We start from the raw sequence: 23,878 nt of genomic DNA, 5'->3' as shown, positions 1-23,878 counted from the left end.
ATGTTTTTACCCGAGAGGGCTGGGGTGAGGAACGTTTTCCCCTCACCCTAGCCCTCTCCCCGGGGGGGAGAGGGAAGAGGCGCTGTTACTTGTTAAGCAGAGCCAGAACTTCTTCAACGCTGGTGGTATTGGCCAGACGCTCAATAACCGTTTCGTCATCCAGCGCGTTGGTCAGGCTGGTAATCACCTGGATATGCTCGTTATTGCGAGCGGCGATACCAATCACCAGACGGGCGATGTCTTCCTCTTCTTCACCGAAGCGCACGCCGTCAGGATACTGACAGAACACCACGCCGGTTTTCAGCACGCGGTCTTTGGCTTCCACCGTACCGTGCGGAACCGCGATGGATTCACCCAGGTAGGTTGGGGTCAGCTTTTCACGCTCCAGCATCGCCTCAACGTACTCAGGCTGAACGTAGCCGCCTTTCACAAGCTGCTCACCGGCGAAGCGAATGGCCTCTTCTTTATTGGTCGCCGTGCGGCCAAGGAAGATATTTTCTGCGCCCAGTTTGAACAGATGCGCGTTGCTCTCGTCGAAGCTGTCTTGCAGGCTGGTGCGCACTTTCACTTCGTTATCTTCATGGCGCTGGGCCGCAACCAGACGTTCAGTCAGGCTGGTGTACAGGCCGCTGTCGAGGAAGTTGGTCAGGGAAATGTGCTGCGCCTGCGGCACCTGACGCATGGCGCGCTCGGTCAGATCGCGGTGCGTGATCACCAGGTCAACGTCCGGCGGCAGGTTGTTAATCGCGCTGTTGGTCACGGAGATGTTGGTCAGACCCGCATCCTGCACTTTCTTACGCAGCACGCCCGCACCCATTGCGCTGGAACCCATACCGGCATCACAGGCCACGATAATTTTACGCACGTGGCTCAGGTCGTTAGAGACATCACCCGCCGCCAGCGGCGTTGCGCCTTTGGATTCGGCTTTCATGTCATGCATACGACGGGTTGCCGCTTCGATATCGTCGTCTTCTTTCACCTTGCTGGTTTTCAGCAGGATAGCGGAGACCACGAAGGAGACGGCCATGGCCGCACATATCGCCGCGATGTTCGCGAAGTAGGCGCCTTTCGGGGTCATCGCCAGCACCGCCAGAATAGAGCCTGGAGAAGCAGGAGACACCAGACCACCGCCCAGTACGCTCAGGGTGAACACGCCGGTCATACCGCCAAGGATAACGGCCAGGATCAGACGTGGGTTCATCAGCACATACGGGAAGTAAATTTCGTGAATACCGCCCAGGAAGTGAATGATCGCCGCGCCGCCAGCAGACTGTTTCGCGCTGCCGCGACCAAAGAACATGTACGCCAGCAGAACGCCCATACCCGGACCCGGGTTCGCTTCAATCAGGAAGAAGATGGACTTGCCGAGATCGTGTGACTGCTGAATACCCAGCGGTGAGAAGATACCGTGGTTGATGGCGTTGTTCAGGAACAGGATTTTCGCCGGTTCAACAAAGATAGACGCCAGTGGCAGCATGTCGTGCGCCACCATGAAGTTAACGCCCGCCGCCAGCAGCTTGGACAGCACTTCAACCGCCGGGCCAATGCCGAGGAACGCCAGAATCGCGAGGATCATCCCGATGATGCCCGCGGAGAAGTTGTTCACCAGCATTTCGAAGCCGGATTTGATCTTGCCATCAACCCAGACGTCAAATTTCTTGATCGCCCAGCCGCCCAGAGGACCGGCAATCATCGCACCGAGGAACATCGGCATATCCGCACCGACAATCACCCCCATGGTTGTGATGGCACCCACGACACCACCACGGTCACCGCCCACCAGACGACCACCGGTATAACCGATGAGCAGCGGCAGCAGGTACGTAATCATTGGGCCAACAAGTTTCGCCAGCGTTTCGTTAGGCAACCACCCTGTCGGAATAAATAATGCGGTGATAATACCCCACGCGATAAACGCGCCGATATTTGGCATCACCATGTTGCTGAGGAAACGACCAAAGCTTTGCACTTTGATCTTGAAATCGGATGACATAAAACACCCCTTCTTATGTTTACGCTTAGGCTTGTGGCCCGAGGTTTATCGTTAATGTGCGGCGGCAGAGGTAGCCGGACCCTGTTCTGATGCTATGAAATCTGGCACTGAATCGTTCAACTGTCCAGACAGCGGAATTTTGTGTGATCTGAATCACATGAATGTAGGGGGTGAGGATATTAATGAAGTGATCGCGATCACATAATGGGTGTGTAAAAAAAATACATTGCTCAGAATTACGCCAAAATGAGGGCTATTTTGTGATTAATATCACAATGTTAAGTTGGTTGTTTGTTTCCAGATTGTGATTTGATTCACAAAATATTTTTATGCAGATTTCTCCCGTATCCCCTCACGGCAGGAATGCGATACGTACACCTGCCTTTTTTCACGGCTTGATCCATACTGACCTCTTTATGGGCATTAAGGATAAGCAATGAAACTCATCGGCAGTTATACCAGTCCTTTCGTGCGTAAGATTTCGATTCTCCTGCTGGAGAAAGGGATTGAATTTGAATTCGTAAATGAACAACCGTACAACGCAGAGAACGGCGTTGCGCAGTACAACCCGCTGGGGAAAGTCCCGGCGCTGGTAACGGACGAGGGCGACTACTGGTTTGATTCCCCGATCATTGCGGAGTACATCGAGCTGCTTGGCGTTGCGCCAGCCATGCTGCCGGCGGATCCAAAAGCAGCGCTGGCGATGAAGCAAATTGAAGCCCTGGCGGATGGCATTATGGATGCGGCATTAACGTCCGTACGCGAGCAGGCAAGGCCCGCCGCCCAGCAGTCAGAAAATGAGCTGCTGCGCCAGCGCGAAAAAATCAGCCGCAGCCTGGATATGTGCGAACAGCTGATCCGCGAGGGGAAAATTCAGAGCGATAGCCTGAATCTGGCGACGATCGCCATCGCCTGCGCCATTGGCTACCTTAATTTCCGCCGCGTCTCGCCGGGCTGGTGCGTGGATCGTCCGCTGCTGGTCAAACTGGCGGAGACGCTCTTCCAGCGCGAAAGTTTCGCCCGGACTGAACCACCAAAGGCTTGATGCGGGTTATAACACTTCCTGGCGGGAGGCGGTACAATCCCCCCACATGTTAACTCCCTCTCCCGTCGGGAGGGGGGAAGATATTTACTCGCCAGGCGCATTCATGACTACTCATCATTCCCTCTACAGCCAGATCCCCGCTACCGATCGTCTGCTTCGTGATCCGCGCATCACTGCGGTGCTGGAGCAGTTTGGCCATACTGCAACGGTCGACATGCTACGCCAGCTTCAGGACGATGCGCGTCGCCATATTCAGGCTGAGAACGCGCTACCCGGCTGGTGCGAGGCATGGGCGCAGGAAGTTGAACGCAGGCTGAGCAAGCACGCGCAAAGCGCGTTGCGCCCGGTTATTAACCTGACGGGCACGGTTCTGCACACCAATCTGGGCCGGGCACAGCAGGCAGAAGAAGCAATAGAGGCCGTCACCCGGGCCATGCGCTCGCCGGTGACGCTGGAGTACGATCTGGACGGCGCCGGGCGCGGGCATCGCGATCGCGCACTGGCGGATCTTCTCTGCCAGATCACCGGCGCGGAAGATGCCTGCATTGTGAATAACAACGCGGCGGCGGTGCTGTTAATGCTGGCGGCCACCGCGAGCGGAAAAGAGGTTGTCGTCTCTCGCGGCGAGCTGGTGGAGATCGGCGGGGCGTTTCGTATTCCGGATGTCATGCGCCAGGCGGGCTGCACGCTGCATGAAGTGGGCACAACCAACCGTACCCATGCAAAAGATTATCGCGCGGCGGTGAATGAAAACACCGCCCTGCTGATGAAAGTGCATACCAGCAATTACCACATTGAGGGGTTCACCAAAACGGTGGAAGAGGCCGAACTGGCCGCCATCGGGCGCGAGCTAAACGTGCCGGTGATTGCCGATCTCGGCAGCGGGTCGCTGGTGGATATGCGCCAGTACGGTCTGCCGAAAGAGCCAATGGTGCAGGAAATGGTTGCTGCGGGCGTAAGCCTGGTCAGTTTCTCCGGCGATAAACTGCTGGGCGGGCCGCAGGCGGGGATTATCGTCGGCAAGCGCGAACTGATTGCGCAGCTACAGCAGCACCCACTGAAGCGCGCCCTGCGTGCCGATAAAATGACGCTGGCCGCGCTGGAAGCCACGCTGCGGCTCTATCTCCACCCGGAGAAACTGGCTGACCGCCTGCCCACGTTGCGTTTGCTGAGCCGTGATGCGGCCTCCATTCGCGCGCAGGCGGAAGCGCTACTGCCGCAGGTCGCTCCTCATTACCCTGAGTTTGACGTTCGTATCGAGCCTTGCCTGTCGCAAATTGGCAGCGGCTCGCTGCCGGTGGACAGGTTACCGAGCGAAGCGCTGACGTTCACCCCGCGCGACGGACGCGGAAGCCAGCTTGAGGCGCTGTCGGCGCGCTGGCGTGTATTACCGACGCCAGTGATTGGCCGGATCGGTGATGGTCGTATGTGGCTGGATTTACGCTGCCTGGAAGATGAAGGGCGGTTTCTGGAGATGATGTTGAAATGATTATTGCCACCGCCGGTCACGTTGACCACGGCAAAACCACGTTATTGCAGGCCATTACGGGCGTGAATGCCGATCGCCTGCCGGAAGAGAAAAAGCGCGGCATGACCATTGACCTGGGTTACGCCTACTGGCCACAGCCCGACGGTCGCGTGCTGGGCTTTATCGATGTGCCCGGCCACGAGAAGTTTCTTTCCAATATGCTCGCGGGCGTGGGCGGGATCGATCACTCTCTGCTGGTTGTCGCGTGCGATGACGGGGTGATGGCGCAAACGCGCGAGCATCTGGCGATCCTGCAACTGACGGGAAACCCGCAGTTGACCGTCGCCCTTACCAAAGCGGACCGTGTGGATGAGGCGCGTATCAACGAGGTGCGTGAAGAGGTACTGGCGGCGCTGAGTGAATATGGTTTTAAGGATGCCGCTCTGTTTGTCACCGTGGCGACAGAAGGCCGCGGTATCGACGCTCTTCGCGACCATTTGCAGCAGATCCCGTCTCGTGAGCATGCCAGCCATCACCGCTTCCGTCTGGCGATCGACAGGGCGTTTACCGTGAAAGGGGCTGGGCTGGTGGTGACCGGTACCGCGCTGAGTGGCGAAGTTAACGTGGGCGATACCCTGTGGCTGACGGGCGTGAACAAACCCATGCGCGTGCGCGGGCTTCACGCGCAAAACCAGCCGGTGGAACAGGCCCACGCCGGGCAGCGTATCGCCCTGAATATTGCTGGTGATGCCGAAAAAGACCAGCTTAACCGCGGCGACTGGCTGCTGGCCGACGCGCCGCCGGAGCCTTCTGAACGGATTATCGTTTCTCTACAGACCCACACGCCGCTGACCCAGTGGCAGCCGCTGCATATCCATCACGCGGCCAGCCACATCACCGGACGCGTGTCGCTGCTGGAAAACGATCTCGCCGAACTGGTGTTCGACTCCCCGCTCTGGCTGGCGGATAACGACCGCCTGGTTCTGCGCGACATCTCCGCGCGCGAAACCCTGGCGGGCGCCCGCGTGGTGATGCTGAATCCGCCCCGTCGCGGCAAGCGTAAGCCCGAGTATTTAGCGTGGCTGGCCTCGCTGGCCCAGGCCCGTGACGACAAGTCTGCGTTAGATATCCACCTTGAGCGTGGTGCGGTGGATCTGGCTGCGTTCGCCTGGGCGCGCCAGCTCAGCGGTGAAGGATTGCGTCTTCTGACGCAGGAGCCGGGTTTTATTCAGGCTGGCAACAGCCTGCTGAACGCGCCGGTGGCGGCGCGCTGGCAGCGTAAAGTGTTGAGCACGCTGGCGACCTATCATGAACAGCATCAGGATGAGCCTGGCCCGGGCCGTGAACGTCTGCGGCGCATGGCGTTGCCCATGGAAGACGACGCGCTGGTGCTGTTGCTGATTGAAAACATGCGTGAAAGCGGCGTGATTGCAAGTCATCACGGCTGGCTGCACCTGCCGGAACACAAGGCCGGTTTTACCGCTGAGCAGGACGCGGTCTGGCAAAAAGTGGCGGCGCTGTTTGGCGATGAACCCTGGTGGGTGCGCGATCTGGCGCGTGAAACCAATACCGATGAGCAGCTGATGCGTCAGGTACTGCGGCATGCGGCGCAGCAGGGCATGATTGTGGCGATCGTGAAAGATCGTTATTACCGCAACGATCGGATCGTTGCGTTTGCGAACCTGATCCGGGAGCTGGATCAGGCGCGCGGATCAACCTGCGCCGCAGACTTCCGCGATCGGCTGAATGTTGGACGCAAACTGGCGATTCAGATCCTGGAGTATTTCAACCGCATCGGGTTTACGCGTCGTCGTGGCAATGACCATGTGCTACGCGACGCGCAGTTATTTCCGTAAGTGTTAAGCGCTGCGCGCCTGCTTCTGCTTAGCCAGCCAGACCGCGCCCAGCCTTCCCGCCTGGTTACCCAGCTCGCAGGGAAGGATGGGCACCCGGAGCGCTTCCCACTCCTCGAATCGCTGTAAATATTTATCCAGCAGGAGATAGATTTTCTCCTGCTCACTAATGCCGCCGCCAATCAGCACCGCCTGCGGATCAAACATAGAGATCACGCTGTAAATACCGCGCGACAGACAATGCGCCCACGCTTCAATGGCTTCGCGCAGATGCACGTCGCTGTCCATGCGTTTAAACAGCTCCTCACCATCAGGCATCTCATCTTCCGACACGGCCAGCGCGCGGCGGCAGGCTTTCATCAGGCCACTGGCGGACGCCACTTCATGCATCGGCTCGCCCTCATTGCCTACGGGCAGCACGCCAAACTCACCCGCCCGGTAGTGCGACCCGCGGTAGAGATCGCCCTCCATGACGATACCGCCGCCGATGCCGGTGCCGATGGTGATGCAGACGAAATGCTCATAGTCCTTGCCCGCGCCCTGCCAGCGCTCGCCCAGCGCCGCGCAATTGGCATCGTTTTCGATTGTCACGGGGAGATCGGTCAGCTGTGCGAACAGTTCGCACAGGTTTTCGCCGTCAAGATAGTCCAGCGCCCCGGCTTTGGCCGCTTCGCCAGTATGGTGATTGATATGTCCTGGAAAACTCACGCCAATACTGGCGATCTCGTGCTCCTGGCAGTATTTATCCACTACCGCTTTCCACTTCTCTTTGAAGGTGCTTTCATCGTCCGGCGTATCATATTCATCGGATGTCAGTTCTTCGCCGTTTTCATTAATTACGCCGTGTTTGATGTGGGTTCCACCCACGTCAAAGCCGATAAATAGCTGCATTGCATCATTCCTCATGAGCCCTTGAGCTATTAAGTATGGCTGCGGCGACAGAAACGAAACGTAAAGTACGGTAATCCGTGATGCGGCTCGTAAACCCGCTACCCGCTGGCGAGAAAATCACCAGCCGGAACTACCCTTGTTGTACAACAACAGCAAGGAGACGGTCATGACAAACAATCCTCCCTCATCGCGTATCCAGCCTGGCGAGTATGGTTTTCCCCTTAGGCTGAAGCCCCGCTATGACAACTTTATCGGCGGCGACTGGGTGGCGCCCGTCGACGGTGAATACTATTCCAACCTGACGCCCGTTACCGGCCAGCCGCTGTGTGAAATTGCCAGTTCGGGCAAGCGGGATATCGATTTAGCGCTGGATGCGGCGCATAAGGCGAAAGATAAGTGGGGGCAAATGTCCGTTCAGGACAGAGCGGCCATGTTGTTCAAAATCGCCGATCGGATGGAGCAGAATCTGGAGCTGCTGGCGACCGCAGAAACGTGGGACAACGGCAAGCCGATCCGCGAAACCATGGCGGCGGACGTGCCGCTGGCGATCGACCATTTCCGCTATTTTGCGTCCTGCATCCGTGCCCAGGAGGGGGGAATAAGTGAAGTTGACAAAGATACCGTGGCGTATCACTTCCACGAGCCGCTCGGCGTGGTGGGGCAAATTATTCCGTGGAACTTCCCGCTGCTGATGGCGAGCTGGAAAATGGCGCCCGCGCTGGCGGCGGGTAACTGCGTTGTGCTGAAACCTGCACGCTTAACGCCGCTTTCGGTACTGCTGCTGATGGAGGTAATTGGCGACCTGTTGCCGCCGGGGGTCATTAACGTGGTCAACGGGGCCGGGGGAGAGATCGGCGAATATCTGGCTACTTCAAAGCGTATCGCCAAAGTGGCGTTTACCGGCTCAACGGAAGTGGGTCAGCAGATTATGCAGTACGCGACCCAGAACATCATTCCGGTCACCCTGGAGCTGGGCGGGAAATCGCCGAACATCTTCTTTGCCGACGTGATGGATGAAGAGGACGCCTTCTTCGACAAAGCGCTGGAAGGGTTTGCGCTGTTTGCGTTTAACCAGGGCGAAGTCTGCACCTGTCCGAGCCGCGCGCTGGTGCAGGAATCCATTTATGAGCGCTTTATGGAGCGGGCGATCCGGCGCGTGGAGTCGATTCGCAGCGGTAATCCGCTGGATAACGTTACCCAGATGGGGGCGCAGGTATCGCATGGCCAGCTGGAAACCATCCTCAACTATATTGATATCGGTAAAAAAGAGGGGGCCGATGTGTTGACCGGCGGTCGTCGTAAGGTGCTGGGCGGCGATTTGCAGGAGGGCTACTACCTTGAGCCGACTATCCTGTTCGGTAAGAACAACATGCGCGTTTTTCAGGAGGAAATTTTTGGACCGGTGCTGGCCGTCACCACGTTTAAAACCATGGACGAGGCGCTGGAGCTCGCTAACGACACGCAGTATGGCCTGGGGGCGGGCGTCTGGAGCCGTAACGGTAACCTTGCCTATAAAATGGGCCGCGGCATTCAGGCCGGACGCGTATGGACAAACTGCTATCACGCCTATCCGGCTCATGCGGCGTTTGGCGGCTACAAACAGTCGGGCATCGGGCGCGAAACCCATAAGATGATGCTGGAGCACTACCAGCAAACGAAATGTCTGTTAGTCAGCTACTCCGATAAACCGCTGGGGCTGTTTTAATCTCCCGGCTCAGGCCGTCCCGGGCGGCCTGAGCCGGGTTAAAGCCGGGTGGCGGCTTCGCCTTACCCGGCCTACTTTTTACTCCCTCTCCCGTGGGAGAGGGCTGGGGTGAGGGCAACAGGCCGCAGTTATTCAGCCTTCATCCACCCATATCCGCATTTCCCCTTCTCCCCGGTTTGCCCAGCTGAACCACGGAATAAAGGTCAGCGTCTGGGGCTGACGTTCTACCGGCGAGTGGTCGTACTGCCACAAGGCATCAGTGTCCTTCGCCTGACACCCGATCCCTTCCGCCTGTATCAGCATCTTGTGCGCGAAAATGCCTTTGCCTTCAAATACCCGAAACGCGCTGTCTTGCGGCAAATAAAGGTTATGCAGATTTGCGCCGTTATCGGCTTCTTCCAGGCAGTAAACCAGCGGCCCACGCTGCAATGCGACTTTCCCCGCCTGCTGGCGCACCTGCGGGTTGCCGTACACGCGGCGGACCGGCATCGGTAACGTCAGCGTCAGCGTGTCGCCTTCCTGCCAGCGGCGGTTTAGGTATAAGTATCCACGGGAGACCTCGCCTGTAATGGCTTGACCATTGAGCGAAACAGCCGGTTCCGCACACCAGTCCGGCAGCCTCAGGGCCAGCGTGTGAGTTACCGGAACTGGTGAGGTTATCTCGATTTTCACCTGCTCATGCCACGGATAGTTTCCGCTAATACGCAGCTGGAGGGTGTTTTCCCCCACCGGAATGGCGACATCGTTTCCCACGTACAGGTTGATCAACAGCGCGTCCGGGCGAACGGTATAAATATAGTGCCCCAGCGAGGTCAGCACGCGCGCAATATTCGGCGGGCAACAGGCGCAGCCGAACCAGCGCTGGCGCACCGGTTTCACGTGGTCATAGATATGGTTAAAGGCCAGTGTTTTCGGGTGCACTTCCAGCGGATTCACATAAAAGAAATGCTTACCGTCCAGCGCCATGCCACCCAGCACCGTGTTGTATAGTGCGCGCTCCATCACGTCGGCGTAGTGGCCGTCCGCCTCCATCTCCAGCATCCGGCGGGCAAACATCATCAGGCCGATGGAGGCGCAGCTTTCGGCATAGACCGTATCGTTGGGCAGATCGTAATCGCTGCTGAATGCCTCGCCGCTGCTTTGCGAGCCAATCCCGCCGGTGATGTACAGCTGGCGCTGTGCCATGTTGTTCCACAGCCGCAGGCAATCCTGACGTTTCCCTTCGTCGTTGCTCAGGCGCGCCAGATGCGCCATGCCCGCCATCAGATAGACAAAACGCACGGCGTGGCCGATGGCCGTTTGTTGTTCGGCAAGGGGCTGATGCGCCTGGCTGTAGGCTTTGTCCTTGACCATCCACGCCGGGCCATAGGTGTTCCAGTATGACGTTCTGCCGCGCTTCTCATATTCGATATCGTAGAAGTGAGGCTGTGTGCCGCGTTCCTCAATAAAGTATTTCACCAGATTGAGATAGCGTGGCTCCTGCGTGACGTCGTACAGCCGCATCAGCGCCAGCTCGATTTCCGGGTGGCCCGGATAGCCGTGCAGCTGGTTTTCGCCCGGGCCAAACACGCTGTCGATATGATCCGCCAGCCTGCACACCACGTCCAGCAGGCGGCGCTTTCCGGTTCCCTGGAAATACGCCACACCCGCTTCAATCATATGCCCGGCGCAGTACAGTTCGTGGCACTCGGCCAGATTGGTCCAGCGCTCGGCCGGTGCTTTCACCGTGAAATAGGTATTGAGATAGCCATCTTCACACTGCGCCGCTGCGACCAGCTCGATCACCTCGTCGGCGGTTTTTTCCAGTTCGGCATCCGGCTTCTGGCACAGCGACCACGCCACGGCTTCGAGCCATTTCGCCACGTCGCTGTCCTGAAAGACCATCCCGTAAAACGCCCCCTGTTCCAGACCGGCCGCGATGCGGAAGTTGGCGATGGCGTGGCTGGGTTCAGCCTCCGCCACGCGATCGTTAAGCGCATCCCACTGGTAGGGGATTACCACATCGCGGACCAGCCGTTGGTACTGACCAAGAAACGGGTCGTTGATTTTCAGCTGATGCAGGTCGGCTTCCATTATGGTCATATCGTTCTCCTCAGGACTGTACATGACGCTGGCGCAAATCGGTGGCAATGCGCGACATCACGGGATTGTTAAGCCTGCACCAGCGGATAGCGACCGCCAGCAGCAGGTGGAAAAGGGCAGGGAGCAGCGTCTCCATGGCGGTGATGCCCTGCAATGAGGCGGGTGTCTGGTTGCCCGCGCCTGGCTGATAGGCCACGGCAATAAACACCAGGCTGATGATCCCGGCGCTGGATGCCCACGCGAGCTTGATGAAAAATAGATTGAAGGCGAAATTCATCCCGGAGGAGCGCACGCCGGTTTTCCATTCGCCGTAGTCATCGGCAAAGGCCATTAGCGAGAAGTGAAGCGGCAGGGTGAAGCCCAGGATCACGCCGTTACTTAAAATCACGATAAGCCAGAGCGTCTGGTGCGCCGGGCCACCTGGCAGGAACCACATTCCCATAGCAAGCGCAGCGAGTACCAGGTTGGTGTAGTAGTAGAGTTTGACGGTATCAATCCGCCGCGACAGCGGGTTGACGATCACCGCGCCCAGAATGGCGGCAAAGGTCACCATGGTGAAAAACAGCGAGGTGTACGCCGTGCTGCCCTGAAGCACGTAGGTGATGAAGTACATGTACCCGCCGCCGCGAATGTTGAAGACGTTGATCAGCAGAAACGACATCACCAGCATCAGCAGCAGCTGATCGTTTTTACGCAGGCCCGCCAGGTGCTCGCGCAGGGTGAATTTCCCCATCAGCGCAAGCGGGACGCGCTCGCGCACCCAGAAGAAGCAGCACAAGAACATCACCACAGCGATGGCGCACAGTACGCCGACGCCCAGCTGATAACCCCGGGCGGTATTGCCCTGTCCCAGCTCTGACACCAGCCACGGCAGGCCAACGGAGACCAGAAAGCCCGCCACGCCGCACAGTACGAAGCGCCAGGACTGGCAGGATATTACCTCGTTGTGGCGGGTGGTCATGGTGTTGATCAGTGCGCAATATGGCACGTTGATGGCGGTATAGCCCACTGAAAGCAACAGATAGGTGCCGAACGCCCAGGCGATTTTCACGCCCATGCTGGCGTCCGGGACGGTGAAGGTCAGCACGCCGACGATCCCGATGGGAAGCGCGACCCACAGCTGCCACGGACGAAAACGCCCCCAGCGGCTCTGCGTGCGGTCGGCAATCACGCCCATCACTGGATCGGAAATCGCGTCAAATACCCGAAGAGCAATAAACAGCGTGCCCACCAGCGCGGGCGTCAGGCCAAATACATCGGTATAGAAAAAGGTCAGGAAGTTCATGATCAGGCAGGTAATTACCGTGCCGCCCGCGTCGCCCAGGCCGTAGCCAATTTTCTCGCGGACTGACAGCCGGTCATCGGCTGCCTGTTTTGCAACTTCTGCGTCTGTAATCGGTGTGGAAGTCATGGGGTAACTCCTCGATAAACGATTTTTTATCGTATTTGTGCAAGGTACCCCATTTATTCTGCATTCAACGGGCAGACCAACAAGGGAAGGGAAAAGTATAAAAAGGTGACGATTCCGACCTGATGGTAAAACTGTGAGTTTGATCGAGCTGTTCTGCTGATATTTATTAATAATCAAACAATAAACGCAATATTAGCCACCATAAAAGCGGGAAATTGAATATCCATGCTTGAATTATCCATAGCACTTCCGATTAAGGTTCAAAATGGCGGGTTATTTATCTCCCGGGGCGTGGGTCGTCATCCCGCACGAAAATTATCTTCGTGGGAGATAATCTTTGTCGAAAAAGGGACATTAACGATCCAGGAGGAAAATACGCTGTTTGAGGTAAACGCCGGCGAGAGTTTATTACTTTGGCCGAAGCGGCGGCATGTCGGCGTGGAAGATTTTCCGGGCGATCTCAAATTTTACTGGCTGCATTTTGAGGTGGATGAAGGCTTGCCTGCGTTGCCAGGTGCGACGCCACTGTCGATTGAGCAACACTGTAGCGTGCGGGATCCGCAATATGTTATTGCGTTATTCCGTCAGTTTTTAAGCGAGCAGGAAAAATTACAGCGTAGCCAGGCGCTGGAGATAATTTTGCTGTTAATTTTGCAGCAGATATCGCTCTCGCCGGGATATGAAGATAAAGCGGATGATGCGGGCGCAGCAATGGCGTGGAAGGCCAAACAGCTTATCCGCACTCACTTTCATTTGCCCATATCCACTTCACAGCTGGCGAAAGAGCTGCACTGCAACGCAGATTACCTGGGGCGAGTATTTCGCCGGACGTTTCATTTAACCCTGACGGAGGCAATACACCGCCAGCGCGTCAGGGCCGCTGAAAAATTGTTGCTGAACGATGCGGCCTCATTAACTGAAGTGGCCACCCGGTGCGGTTTTAATGACGTGGGTTATTTCCGGCAAATATTCTCGAAACATACCGGGTTAACGCCCGCCGTCTGGAAACGGCGGTACTGTAAAGAGCATATTAATTCCGGATGATCACTGGCCGTAATAGGCATTTGCGCCATGCTTGCGCAGGTAATGCTTATCCAGCAATTCTTGCTGCATAACCGGAAGCTGAGGTGCAAGCTGGCGCGAGAAAAGCCCCATATAGGCGCACTCTTCCAGCACCACGGCATTGTGTACCGCATCGGCAGCGTCTTTGCCCCAGGCAAACGGGCCGTGAGAATGAACCAGCACCGCCGGGACCTGCATCGGGCTTATGTCGCGCTCCTCGAAGGTTTTGATAATGACTTCCCCCGTCTGGTATTCATATTCACCCGCGATTTCAGCCGTGGTCATCAGCCGCGTGCAGGGGATCGCACCGTAGAAATAGTCCGCGTGCGTCGTGCCCCATGCGGGTAAATCCTGCCCCGCCTGCGACCAGATGGTGGCGTGGCGGGAATGGGTATGCACAATGCCGCCAATTTCCAGGTAACGACGATACAGCGCGAGATGGGTCGGGGTGTCGGAGGAGGGTTTTTTACTCCCCTCGACCACTTTACCCGTGGCGATATTTACCACCACCATATCTTCTGCGGTCATCACGTCGTACTCCACGCCGGATGGTTTGATCACCATCATGCCGCTGTCACGGTCAACCGCGCTGACGTTGCCCCAGGTGAACGTCACCAGCTGGTGGGCGGGCAGGGCGAGATTTGCCGCCAGCACCTCGGCTTTGAGTTGTTCTAACATGTCATGCCTCCTTCCTGCATTCGGGCTTCAATCCAGCGGCGCGCCTGGATGATCTCCAGTACCGGCTCTTTGGCTTTCTCGGTCCACATTTCAATCAGAAATGCGCCGCGATAGTTAAGTTGATTTAGCGTGTTAAACACGCCAACGAAATCGACGCAGCCCTCGCCAAACGGCACATCGCGGAACTGGCCGGGGCTTTTTTCGGTTACGGGCCGGGTATCTTTCAGATGGATAGCGGCGATGCGGTCAATGCCCAACGTCAGCTCGGCGGTGACGTCGTTGCCCCACGCGCTCAGGTTGCCGACGTCCGGGTAAACGCTGAACCACGGCGAGGCGAGCATGTCGTCCCACTTTTTCCACTTGCTGATGGAGTTCATAAACGCGGTGTCCATGATCTCTACCGCCAGCATTACCTGCGCGGAAGCGGCCTGCTCTACGGCCCACGCCAGCCCTTCGGCAAAGCGCTGTTGCGTGCCCTCGTCATGCTCCTCGTAGTACACGTCATAACCCGCAAGCTGGATGGTGCGAATACCCAAATCACGGGCCAGCCGGATGGCTTTGGACATGATCTCGCGGGCGCGTTCGCGCACGGTGTCATCGCGGCTGCCAAACGGGAAGCGACGATGGGCAGACAAGCACATCGACGGGATGGCCACGCCGGTCTCCAGCATCGCTTCCACCAGAGAGGCGCGCTGCGTGGTACTCCATTCAAGGCGCGATAAACGCTCGTCGGTCTCATCCACCGACATCTCCACAAAATCGAAGCCGCAGCTTTTTGCCAGAACCAGGCGCTCCGGCCAGGAGAGATCTTTTGGCAGCGCTTTTTCGTAAATGCCTAACGGATGCTGACGCATGGTTACTCTCCCCAGATGTCGCGAATTTGCGAATGGAATGCTTGTGCCACCTGCGGCGGATTGGCGGCGCCTGCCAGCGCGCGCCCGGCAATGAAGGCTTTGACGTTGATCTGCTTAAACAGCGGCAGGTCAGCGGGGGTGATACCGCCAGTGATGGAAAGCTGTAGCCCGATATCGGACAACGCCTTCATTTTGCTGAGATCCGCCTCGCCCCACTGCTGGCCGCTGGCCTGTGCGTCGCGCCCGCGGTGGTATATCGCCTGCTTCACCCCGATGCGGTGCCACGCGCGCGCGTCGTCCAGCGTCCAGTTGCCAAACAGCTCCATCTGGATCTCGCCGCCGCCGCGCAGTGCGACCTCGTGGCCACGTTCAACGGTGGCCAGCGGGGCGGCACAGATGATGGTCATCCAGTTTGCGCCTGCGCCAAACGCCTGCTCAGCCAGCGTTTCTCCGGCATCGGCGACTTTCCAGTCCGCCACGATAATTTTATCCGGACACTGAGCGCGCAGGGCGCGAACGGCGTTTAGCCCTTCGGTCAGGCACAGAATGGTGCCGGCTTCGACGATGTCGACGTGATCGGAAAGCGTCGCGACATCCCGCTGCGCGGCCTGAAGTGAGGTGTGGTCGAGCGCCAGCTGCAATAATGGTCGGCTCATAGGTCGTACTCCTTAACACGGGCGTGATAGCCCTGTAATGCTGAAATCAGTAGCTGGTAACGGTGATATTTGCGCTGGTAGGCGGCATGGGCACGCATGTCAGGTTCAATCATCCGGATGTCATGCCTGAGGGCGCGCTGAGCGGCGTAAAAATCGGGATAGAGACCTGTACCGACGAGCGCGGCCAGCGCCGCACCGGAACAGCCGGTCTCTTCCACCTGCGGGAGTTCAATCGCCAGGCCGCTGACGTCCGCGAGCATCTGCATCCACACGTCCGAATGGGTGGGGCCGCCCGTCACGCGCAGGGTCTGCACGTGGGGAAAGCGTTCGAGCATACGGTTGAGGTGGGTCATGTGGCTGAATACCACCCCTTCATAAACCGCCTGGAGAAGGTGCGCGCGGGTATGCAGCGCCTGCAAACCATAGAAGCCGCTGGTCATCTCCAGTCCGGCGTTGCTGCCGTAGATGAAAGGCAGGAAGAACACATCGCTTTCAGCTTTTGGCAGGCTGGCCACGGCGTGGTTAATCTCATCGAATGACATTTCGCCCCATTGGGCCGTCAGCCATTCCAGGTTGCCGGACGAGGTGGGGCTGGCTTCGTGAACGATGAACTGCTGCGGATGGACATAGCGGCCATAGACGTAGGGGAACGGCTCGTTGTCGCGGATGCCGTGGGCAATCCCACTGGTCACGGCCCAGGTCCCCATTACGGCATTCAGCGTATTTTCGTCATGCAGCCCGGCGCAGATCGCGGTGGAAACCACATCAAACAGTCCACCAACGACGGGAGTACCCGCCGTGAGACCGGTCAGTGCGGCTGCCTGAGCGGTGATTTCCCCGCAAATTTCTGCTGAACCGATAATAGGCGGCAGGGCACCGTCAATGTCGCTGATGCCGAGCCAGCGCGTGAGCTGCGGATCGTACTGCCCGGTATTCATGTTGTAGAGATTGGATTCCGAGATGTTGCTCTCTTCGCAGCCTTTGACTCCGGTCAGACACCAGCGCAGGTAATCGTGCGCCATCATCACGCTGCCGATTTGCTGATACCGCTGCGGCTCGTTCTCTTTAACCCAGCGCAGGAGTGAGGCCGGATGCCCCGTCCACAGCGTCTGGCGAGTATGCGGATAGAGCTTTTCGGGTATACCGTCCTGCTGCCAGCGTTGCACGATCTCCAGCGCACGGCGATCGGAGGAGAGTATGGCGTTACCCAGGGGGCGATCCTGTTTATCGAGCAAAAACAGCCCCTTGCCCTGGGCTGAAATGCCAACGCCTTTAATCTGACCGCCGTCAGCGCCTGAATTTTTAAGCAGCAGGGCGACGGTTTTGTGGCAGTGCTGCCAGAGCTGGTGCATATCCCGCTCGGCGTAGCCAGCGCGTGGGCTGAGCGTGGCCACTGAGCGGCGTTCAATACAGACTTCTTTGCCCTGGCTGTTGTATAAACCGGCTTTCAGATAAGTACCGCCACAATCGATACCCAGCCAGAAGGGCTCTTTTTCACTCATCTTCTTCTCGCTTAATTGCCGGGTGGCGCTTCGCTTACCCGGCCTACGGTTTGGTTTAGTGAATCAGGTGAGGGCCTCAGGCCGCACGCTTATGCGAGTTCACCGTGGGGTTGGGCTCTGCTCCGGCATCGCATTTCGCCGGTAACATCAGGGCCAGCAGCGATGCCAGCGCCAGCGAAACCGCCAGGCAGTAAACGCCTGCGTCTTTGCTGTACAGGGTGATCAGTACGCCTACCGCATAAGGACCGCAGAACCCGCCGAGGTTGCCCAGGGCATTAATCACGCCGCGAGCGCCACCCGCCATCTCAGCGCTGAACAGACGCGCCGGGATGGTCCAGAACACGCCCGCTGCGGATTGCAGGAAGAAGCCACAGCCCACCAGAGCGGCATAGGCCAGCCAGGTGTGCTCTTTCAGCGCCACGGAGAGGAACATGCAGAGCGCAAAGCCAATCAATGGCAGGGAAACAAACAGCTTGCGCTTGCCGGTGCGGTCAGAGAGCGTAGAGAACAGGAACATGCCGGCAATGGCGCCGATGTAAGGCAGAATGGCGAGCATTCCCACCTGGCCGATGCTGGTGTGCGTCAGTTCTTTCAGAATGGTGGGCAGCCAGAGGGTGTAACCGTAAATGCCGGTCTGGTAGAAGAAGTTGAGGGCGATCAGCTGCCACATGGTTTTGTCAGACAGCACTGCGCTGAGCGAGGCGTTTTTCACCTCTTTACCCGCAATGGCCTGCTGCTCTGCCGCCAGTGTTTGTACCAGGTAGTTTTTCTCGGCCTCAGAGATCCAGCGCGCTTCCTGCGGCCGGTCGTAGACGGTGAACGCCCACAGCACCAGCACAACAACGGACATCAGACCTTCAATAATGAACAGCCAGCGCCAGTCGAGAGCGGTGATAATCCAGCCCGACAGTGGGGCGGTGATGATCCCGGCGATGGGCACGAACATGATCACAATCGCGTTGGCGCGGCCGCGCTCGGCATCCGGAAACCAGTTACTGATCATCGTGAGCACAACGGGCAGCATCCCGCCTTCCGCCACGCCGAGTAAGAAGCGCAGCACCAGCAGCTGATACTGGTTGGTTACAAGCCCGGTCAGAACCGAGATCACCGCCCAGGCAACCAGCGACCAGCCGATAAACTTCTTACCGCTGCCGTGCACGGCAATTTTGCCGCCGGGAACTTGCAGGAACAAATAGCCAATAAAAAAGATCCCCCCCGCCAGGCCCGCCATCGTGGCGGAAATGCCCAGCTCTTCGTCCATACCGCCGGGCATCGCAAAAGCTATATTTACGCGGTCCATATAGGAAATAATGCAGGCGATAAGAATAGGGGGAATGATCCTTAGCCAGCGCTGGCGCGGAATGTCCGCGTGTAGAGCATTAGAAGAAATATTCATAGTTAATATCTCAGTGAAGGTAACCGGAAAATGTATTCTTTATTTTTATTGTGATGCTTTATTCATAGCGCTAATGCCGTCGCGCAAAATAGCGATGCGATGGCTGACGTCAGCATTAGCATTTATTTCCAGTAATTTAATACCGGAGAATTTCAATGTTGCGGCGCTCGCCGCAGTAAACAGCGTTTTTACATGTTCAGTGGACATGAGACTGTCGGCGCAGAACGAAGAAAACGGCGCGTGCAGATCCTGCCATTCTCCGTACTCACCGCGAGGGGTCGTGCCCGAAAACATCAGCGCCCCCAGTTTCCCGGCAGCGAGTGCCGCCTGAACATGTTCCAGCGGAAGGGCGGTGTTGCGACCTTCGATGGCCGAACGTGCCCAGTTGATACAGACGCTGATATCGGTCTCTCTCACTACCTCCAGCACCTGCTCTAAGGGCAAGAACCCTTTACGCGGCGCCGGGCTATTCATCGCATCACAGTGTTCCAGCACCAGATCGCAGCCCCAGTCCCAGCTCGCGATTTCCCTTACCGAGCGGGAGAATGCTTCTGTCGCTTGCTCGACAGAATCATTACCCGCCTGTGGTGCGGCCTGCATTTCCAGAGCGACCACTTTCCCGGGAAAGCGGGTGTTAACGGCATCAATCTTTTGATGCAGATGGCGGTAATATTCAATGCACGCTTTACGTTGTTCTTCGTCCGCGGACGCCAGGCCAAACGCGCCGTTGCTGCCGCGGCGGCGCATGGTTTCCATAACGGCTGTGACAACGATCTGCCAGTTGCCCGGCGTATGACGAAACAGCCATTCATCACCAAACGGATGGAGATTTTCAAGGCAAGGTTGTTCCAGCCCGCGAATATTTGGCGTGTCGGAAAGTTCCCGCCAGAAGGCGTGTTCTTCCTGCTCCCCTTTCTGGTGAAACGAGGGTGCGCAGGGGTACGCACCAATAATAAAACCGGTGTTGGTCATTTCGCATTCCTGTATTTATCAGAAAATTAATCTAATTCGCTGATGGCCACTTTCACCACAATTTTACGAATTGCGGATCCCTTGTTTTTAATACAGGCAGGACGGTGAACATCCTGCGGGAAAAATATGGCGTAACTGCCAGGTATCATTTCGATAAGCGACTCGTGTTCGCTGTCGTGATAAAAAATAATATCCCGTTGCTCCAGCAATGATTCGCTGATTTTGTTATTTCCGGTATCAATAGCAATACCGATTTTTTCTTCGCCCCAGGCCAAAAACTGGATATCCAGATAGCGGCGATGGACTTCAGGGCGGTTCTCGTGCTGTTCCTTTGTGGTGAGGTCGAGAACCTGGGCAAAAATGTTGCGGCCTTCAATTTCGATCACGCCCGGCGCCAGGGTGGTGAAATCCGTGGTACGCAGAAAATTAAGCGCCTTTTCAATCGCCAGCGGCAGGCGACATGGATTTGGCTGTGTAATATGTCCGAATATCATGACCCACTCCTTACAGAGACTGGATTTTCGCCCACACGCTGTCGTCAACCGTGATGCCGTGGCGGCGATTCTCCTCCAGCAGGCGTGTGAACTCATGGCCTGGCAGACGGACGGCGACATTTTCATCAGCGCGTTCTGCGGTGGTGATGAAGTCCATGATGCGCTGTAGTTTGGCATCGCGGGTTGGACCGTCGATCAGGCGATCCACTTCGATGGCGATAAAGATCTGCGATACGCCGTATTCATCGCTGTTGTCCTGGGTCACTTCCGCGACGGACGCGCCGTCAGAGAGCAGGGTGGCGATCATGTCGAGCACAATCGACAAGCCGGAACCTTTCCAGTAGCCCATGGGCAGAATGCGACGGTTTTTCTCAATCACGCCCGGCTCTCTGGTCAGATTGCCTTCATCGTCAAAGCCGCCGTCGACCGGTAATTCGCGTCCGGCCAGGCGATTCACCTCCAGCATGCCGTAGGAGAACATCGACATCGACATATCGACCATGGTGATTGGATTCGACGGGATAGCGACGATCAGCGGGTTTGTGCCGATGCAGCATTCTTTTGATCCCCACGCGGGCATCACGGCAATAGAGTTGGTCCAGCAGATGCCGATATAGCCTTTCTCCGCCGCCTGCCAGCCGTAGCTGCCGCCGCGCATCCAGTGGTTAGCGTTACGCAGCGCCACCAGGCCGATCCCGTGATCGGACGCCAGCTCGGTAGCACGGTCCATCATCTTCTTCGCCGTCAGGTTGCCGATGGAACGCTGGGCATCCCACTGTTCGATGGCGCCTAATGTCGTTACGCGTTTCGGCTGGGCGTCAGGGATGATGTCGCCTGCGTCAAGCTGCTGAATAAATCGCGGGAAGCGGTTGACGCCGTGTGAATAAACGCCGGACTCCGTGGTGCGGGCGAACATCTCGGCGCAGGCGTCTGCGGTATCCGCTTTTACACCGCGATCGAGCAGAACCCGATTGAACGCCGCTTTCAACTCTTCGAAGGTCACTTTCATCCCTGTTCTCCTGTTTTTTTAGGGGCAAGTGCGAGTGCTTTTTTATCGCTAAATTTCACTATGCGAAATCTGATTTCAAATATAACGATCAAATTTTGTCAGATCAACGACATTCACGCTTTTCAAAATCGATTAAAATCAAATGGTTGTGTTTTTTCTGTTGAGATCGTGAACTAAACCACACTTTGCGCTACCATCAGGGCGCGATAAACAGGAGCCATTTGATGAGCATAAAAGAGAGCGAAATGACGCAAGAAAAAGAGAGGCCAGCAGGTAGCCAGAGCTTGTTTCGCGGCCTGATGCTGATTGAAATCCTCAGTAACTATCCGAACGGGTGTCCGCTTGCGCATTTATCAGAACTGGCGGGGCTGAATAAAAGCACCGTGCACCGGTTATTGCAGGGGTTGCAGTCGTGCGGGTACGTGACGCCGGCGCCGGCGGCAGGGAGCTATCGTCTGACCACCAAATTTATCGCCGTCGGGCAAAAGGCGCTTTCATCGCTCAATATTATTCACGTGGCGGCGCCGCACCTCGAGGCGCTGAACATTGCCACCGGCGAAACGGTCAACTTCTCCAGCCGTGAAGATGATCACGCGATCCTGATTTATAAGCTTGAGCCGACAACCGGTATGCTGCGCACGCGCGCATATATCGGCCAGCATATGCCGCTCTATTGTTCTGCGATGGGCAAAATCTATATGGCGTTTGGTCATCAGGATTACGTGGCGAGCTACTGGGAAAGCCACCAGGAACAGATCCAACCTTTGACTCGCAACACCATCACCGAACTGAGCGCGATGTATGATGAGCTGGCGGAAATTCGCGATCACAGTATGGCGATGGATAAAGAAGAGAACGAGCTGGGTGTGTCATGTATCGCCGTGCCGGTCTTTGATATTCACGGGCGCGTGCCCTATGCCATCTCCATTTCGCTGTCGACGTCGCGCATGAAGCAGGTGGGCGAGAAAAACTTGTTAAAACCGCTGCGTGACACGGCGGAAGCTATCTCGAAAGAACTGGGGTTTAACGTGCGCGAGGCGTAACTGATGAACCGATTTATTCTGACGGATCCTGAAAAATGTATCGGGTGCCGCACCTGTGAGGCGGCGTGCATGATGTCGCATCAAAGCAGCGCCACGCCAGAAGCGATTACGTCACGTATCCGCGTGGTTAAGGGGGGAACCTTCACCACAGCCGTGGGCTGCCACCAGTGTGAAGATGCGCCCTGCGCGAATGTCTGCCCGACGGGGGCCATTCACCGTGCTGCGGGAGCCTGGCTCGTTGAGCAGGCTCGCTGTATCGGCTGCAAAAGCTGTATGGTGGCGTGCCCGTTCGGGGCAATGCAGGTTCGGGTTGTGGGAGATCGCGTTCAGGCGCTGAAATGTGATTTGTGCATGCATCGCGAGGGCGGTCCCGCCTGCGTCGAAGCCTGTCCCACCCACGCGCTGCGCTGCATAGACCCCGCCAGACTACGCGCGGAACGGCTGCGTAATCTGGCCTGAGGTTTTATTAACCGGCCTCGCGCCAGGCGTTCTCAATCTCTTCGGCGAGAATTTTCACACCCGCTTCGATTTTTTCCGGGTCCGGGACGTAGTTCATGCGCATGCACTGGTGCGTATGCGGCCACGGTTTATCCAGTCCCGGGAAGAAGTAATCCCCCGGCACCATCAGCACGCCACGCTTTTTCAGACGCTGATAAAGCAGCTCTGTCGTAATGGGCAGATCCTTAAACCACAGCCACAGGAAAATTGCCCCTTCCGGTTTATGGATCAGGCAGCGTTCCTCCGGTAAGTAGCGGCGAAGGATGGCGATAGTTTCCTGAACGCGCTGAGAGTAAAACGGCTTGATCACCTCATTTGACAGGCGCAGCAGGTCGTTACGCCTGATCATCTCGCACATCATCGCCGGGCCGATGCCGCCAGGGGAAAGGCTGATAATGCCGTTCATGTTGGTAATGGCGGTGATGATTTTCTCGTTAGCAATGATAATGCCGCAGCGGCTGCCCGGCAGGCCCAGCTTGGAGAGGCTCATGCAGAGGATGATGTTCGGGTTCCACAGCGGACGCGCTTCGCTGAAGATGATCCCCGGGAACGGTACGCCATAGGCGTTATCGATCACCAGCGGGATGCCGTGCTGATTCGCCAGCGCATCCAGCTTCATCAGCTCGTCGTCGGTGATCACGTTCCCCGTCGGGTTGGTGGGACGAGATACGCAGATCATGCCCGTCTCTTCACCGATATGAAGATGTTCAAAATCGACGTGATATTTGAACTGGCCCTCTGGCAACAACTCGATATTCGGACGTGCGGAAACAAACAGGTCTTCTTCGAGGCCGGCATCGGCATAGCCGATATACTCCGGTGCCAGCGGGAACAGCACTTTTTTCGTGGTGCCGTCGGCGCGGCGTCCGGCGAACAGATTGAATAAGTAGAAAAACGCGCTCTGACTGCCGTTTGTCAGTGCAATGTTCTGTGGTTCGATATCCCAACCCAGCGCTTCCCGCAGCATTGTCGCCAGAAGCGTCAGTAGTTCTGTTTTACCCTGAGGGCCGTCGTAATTACATAGCGCATCGGTTGCTTTACCGTTTTCCAGCATGTCTGCCAGCAGCGTCTGGAAGTAGGTGTTCATCTCCGGAATTTGAGCCGGGTTTCCGCCGCCAAGCATGATAGCGCCTGGGGTGCGCAGCCCGTCGTTGAGGTCCTCCATCAGGCGGGTAATGCCTGAATGGCGGGTAAATTTGTCGCCGAATTGTGAAAACGTCATAGCAGGTGATCTGTCGGGCTTAATATGAAAGGCAGTAACCATAA

Annotated in this window: 20 protein-coding genes; 7 read left to right on the top strand and 13 right to left on the bottom strand. The window is 57.1% G+C overall.

Going from position 1 to position 23,878, the window contains the following annotated elements; translation table 11 throughout:
- Positions 1–85 precede the first annotated feature (85 nt).
- The gene (locus ACOTX2_RS22995; protein ID WP_063148426.1) at positions 86–1,993 is read right to left on the bottom strand and encodes a PTS mannitol transporter subunit IICBA; all 1,908 of its coding nucleotides are present in this window, start codon (positions 1,991–1,993) and stop codon (positions 86–88) included.
- Between the two features lie 436 nt (positions 1,994–2,429).
- Here ACOTX2_RS22995 and ACOTX2_RS22990 point away from each other — a divergent pair, with 436 nt between their 5' ends.
- The 3 genes from ACOTX2_RS22990 (at position 2,430) to selB (ending at position 6,362) form a co-directional block, all read left to right on the top strand.
- Entirely contained in the window at positions 2,430–3,038 is a 609-nt protein-coding gene (locus ACOTX2_RS22990) for a glutathione S-transferase (protein WP_063148427.1), read from the top strand.
- A 103-nt stretch (positions 3,039–3,141) separates the two neighbouring features.
- Entirely contained in the window at positions 3,142–4,527 is a 1,386-nt protein-coding gene (gene selA, locus ACOTX2_RS22985) for an L-seryl-tRNA(Sec) selenium transferase (RefSeq protein WP_063148428.1), read from the top strand.
- Positions 4,524–6,362, top strand: coding sequence for a selenocysteine-specific translation elongation factor (gene selB, locus ACOTX2_RS22980; protein ID WP_063148429.1), 1,839 nt, complete (start codon positions 4,524–4,526; stop codon positions 6,360–6,362). The genes selA and selB overlap by 4 nt, the downstream gene beginning before the upstream one ends.
- A 3-nt stretch (positions 6,363–6,365) precedes the next feature.
- Here selB and ACOTX2_RS22975 read toward each other — a convergent pair whose 3' ends face one another.
- Entirely contained in the window at positions 6,366–7,250 is an 885-nt protein-coding gene (locus tag ACOTX2_RS22975; RefSeq protein WP_023298868.1) for an ROK family protein, read from the bottom strand.
- Positions 7,251–7,416: 166 nt separating this feature from the next.
- Here ACOTX2_RS22975 and aldB point away from each other — a divergent pair, with 166 nt between their 5' ends.
- A complete protein-coding gene (gene aldB / locus ACOTX2_RS22970; RefSeq protein ID WP_063148430.1) occupies positions 7,417–8,955 on the top strand; it encodes an aldehyde dehydrogenase AldB in 1,539 nt (512 codons plus the stop codon).
- Positions 8,956–9,087: 132 nt separating this feature from the next.
- Here aldB and ACOTX2_RS22965 read toward each other — a convergent pair whose 3' ends face one another.
- Both ACOTX2_RS22965 and ACOTX2_RS22960 read right to left on the bottom strand, forming a co-directional pair.
- Positions 9,088–11,037: a glycoside hydrolase family 127 protein gene (locus ACOTX2_RS22965; protein WP_063148431.1), complete on the bottom strand. Its 1,950-nt coding sequence runs from the start codon at positions 11,035–11,037 to the stop codon at positions 9,088–9,090.
- Positions 11,038–11,047: 10 nt separating this feature from the next.
- The gene (locus tag ACOTX2_RS22960) at positions 11,048–12,448 is read right to left on the bottom strand and encodes an MFS transporter (RefSeq protein WP_022649754.1); all 1,401 of its coding nucleotides are present in this window, start codon (positions 12,446–12,448) and stop codon (positions 11,048–11,050) included.
- A gap of 225 nt (positions 12,449–12,673) precedes the next feature.
- On the opposite strand from ACOTX2_RS22960, the gene ACOTX2_RS22955 reads away from it, so the two are divergent.
- Complete coding sequence (locus ACOTX2_RS22955) at positions 12,674–13,492, top strand: AraC family transcriptional regulator (RefSeq protein ID WP_022649753.1); 819 nt, start codon at positions 12,674–12,676, stop codon at positions 13,490–13,492.
- Here ACOTX2_RS22955 and araD read toward each other — a convergent pair whose 3' ends face one another.
- The 8 genes from araD to yiaK form a co-directional block, all read right to left on the bottom strand.
- Positions 13,493–14,188 (bottom strand): L-ribulose-5-phosphate 4-epimerase, encoded by a 696-nt coding sequence (gene araD, locus ACOTX2_RS22950; RefSeq protein WP_023298864.1) that lies wholly within the window; start codon positions 14,186–14,188, stop codon positions 13,493–13,495.
- On the bottom strand, positions 14,182–15,042 hold the full coding sequence (locus tag ACOTX2_RS22945) for an L-ribulose-5-phosphate 3-epimerase (protein WP_063148432.1): 861 nt from the start codon (positions 15,040–15,042) through the stop codon (positions 14,182–14,184). The genes araD and ACOTX2_RS22945 overlap by 7 nt, the downstream gene beginning before the upstream one ends.
- 2 nt (positions 15,043–15,044) lie before the next feature.
- Positions 15,045–15,698: a 3-keto-L-gulonate-6-phosphate decarboxylase UlaD gene (ulaD, locus tag ACOTX2_RS22940; protein ID WP_023298862.1), complete on the bottom strand. Its 654-nt coding sequence runs from the start codon at positions 15,696–15,698 to the stop codon at positions 15,045–15,047.
- A complete protein-coding gene (locus tag ACOTX2_RS22935; protein WP_038416907.1) occupies positions 15,695–17,200 on the bottom strand; it encodes an FGGY-family carbohydrate kinase in 1,506 nt (501 codons plus the stop codon). Before ACOTX2_RS22935 ends, ulaD begins: the two co-directional genes overlap by 4 nt.
- A 76-nt stretch (positions 17,201–17,276) precedes the next feature.
- Positions 17,277–18,596: an MFS transporter gene (locus tag ACOTX2_RS22930; RefSeq protein WP_038416906.1), complete on the bottom strand. Its 1,320-nt coding sequence runs from the start codon at positions 18,594–18,596 to the stop codon at positions 17,277–17,279.
- Positions 18,597–18,641: 45 nt separating this feature from the next.
- Positions 18,642–19,568, bottom strand: a complete 927-nt coding sequence (locus tag ACOTX2_RS22925; RefSeq protein ID WP_023298859.1) for a DUF4862 family protein — start codon at positions 19,566–19,568, stop codon at positions 18,642–18,644.
- Positions 19,569–19,594: 26 nt separating this feature from the next.
- Complete coding sequence (locus ACOTX2_RS22920; protein ID WP_038416904.1) at positions 19,595–20,062, bottom strand: YhcH/YjgK/YiaL family protein; 468 nt, start codon at positions 20,060–20,062, stop codon at positions 19,595–19,597.
- Between the two features lie 10 nt (positions 20,063–20,072).
- Entirely contained in the window at positions 20,073–21,071 is a 999-nt protein-coding gene (yiaK, locus tag ACOTX2_RS22915; RefSeq protein WP_038416903.1) for a 3-dehydro-L-gulonate 2-dehydrogenase, read from the bottom strand.
- A 224-nt stretch (positions 21,072–21,295) separates the two neighbouring features.
- Between yiaK and yiaJ the strand changes: the two genes are divergently transcribed.
- Together yiaJ and ACOTX2_RS22905 are read left to right on the top strand one after the other, a co-directional pair.
- Positions 21,296–22,114, top strand: coding sequence for an IclR family transcriptional regulator YiaJ (gene yiaJ, locus ACOTX2_RS22910; protein WP_015572751.1), 819 nt, complete (start codon positions 21,296–21,298; stop codon positions 22,112–22,114).
- A 3-nt stretch (positions 22,115–22,117) separates the two neighbouring features.
- Positions 22,118–22,573: a 4Fe-4S dicluster domain-containing protein gene (locus ACOTX2_RS22905; protein ID WP_038416902.1), complete on the top strand. Its 456-nt coding sequence runs from the start codon at positions 22,118–22,120 to the stop codon at positions 22,571–22,573.
- 7 nt (positions 22,574–22,580) lie between these two features.
- Here the strand turns inward: ACOTX2_RS22905 and avtA are convergent, their stop codons facing one another.
- Complete coding sequence (gene avtA, locus ACOTX2_RS22900; RefSeq protein WP_022649751.1) at positions 22,581–23,834, bottom strand: valine--pyruvate transaminase; 1,254 nt, start codon at positions 23,832–23,834, stop codon at positions 22,581–22,583.
- Positions 23,835–23,878: the final 44 nt, after the last annotated feature.

This window comes from Enterobacter cloacae complex sp. IR5412, assembly GCF_049237385.1.
Lineage (GTDB): Bacteria > Pseudomonadota > Gammaproteobacteria > Enterobacterales > Enterobacteriaceae > Enterobacter > Enterobacter intestinihominis.
The sequence above is the reverse complement of the archived record's forward strand: the minus strand, read 5'-3'. Positions and strand labels throughout refer to the sequence as shown.